General features: G+C 60.3%; 2 protein-coding genes. Both read left to right on the top strand.

All coding sequences use genetic code 11. The features are described 5' to 3' along the window. Positions 1-185: hypothetical protein (locus EN859_RS35530; RefSeq protein WP_210237753.1), on the top strand; the 185-nt coding region annotated here is incomplete at its 5' end. 26 nt (positions 186-211) lie between these two features. Further along, a partial coding sequence (locus tag EN859_RS35525; RefSeq protein ID WP_245525875.1) for a PAS domain-containing protein occupies positions 212-413 on the top strand: 202 nt, incomplete at its 3' end.

The raw sequence follows: 413 nt of genomic DNA, 5'->3' as shown, positions 1-413 counted from the left end.
GCGACGCGCTCACGCTCGACGAAGTGTTCCAGCCCGGCGTGCTGCAATGGGAAGTCGCGCTGCTCGTCGAAGTCAACTTCACGCTGGAAGATCAAAGCTTCCGCGCGCACCTCGTGATGCTGATGGCGGAAGAGTCCATCCGGCACATGAACGACGCGCTCGACGCGCTGCTGTCCAGCCTATGAATTCGCCCGAGCAGTCGTTGAGCGATATGGTGGTGGAGCGGGTCGGCTTCGGCATCTTCGTGCTCGACCGCGACATGAACGTGCTGATGTGGAATCGCTTCATGCAGGACCACAGCGGCTTGTCGGCGGAGCAGGTGGTCGGCAAATCGCTGTTCGCGCATTTCCCGGAACTGCCGCGCGTGTGGTTGTCACGCAAGATAGAAAGCGTGTTTCAACTCGGCAGTTTTG

Source organism: Mesorhizobium sp. M00.F.Ca.ET.216.01.1.1, assembly GCF_004010325.2.
Classification (GTDB): domain Bacteria; phylum Pseudomonadota; class Alphaproteobacteria; order Rhizobiales; family Rhizobiaceae; genus Mesorhizobium.
Note: the sequence above shows the minus strand (reverse complement) of the source record. Positions and strands in the feature narration are given on the sequence as shown.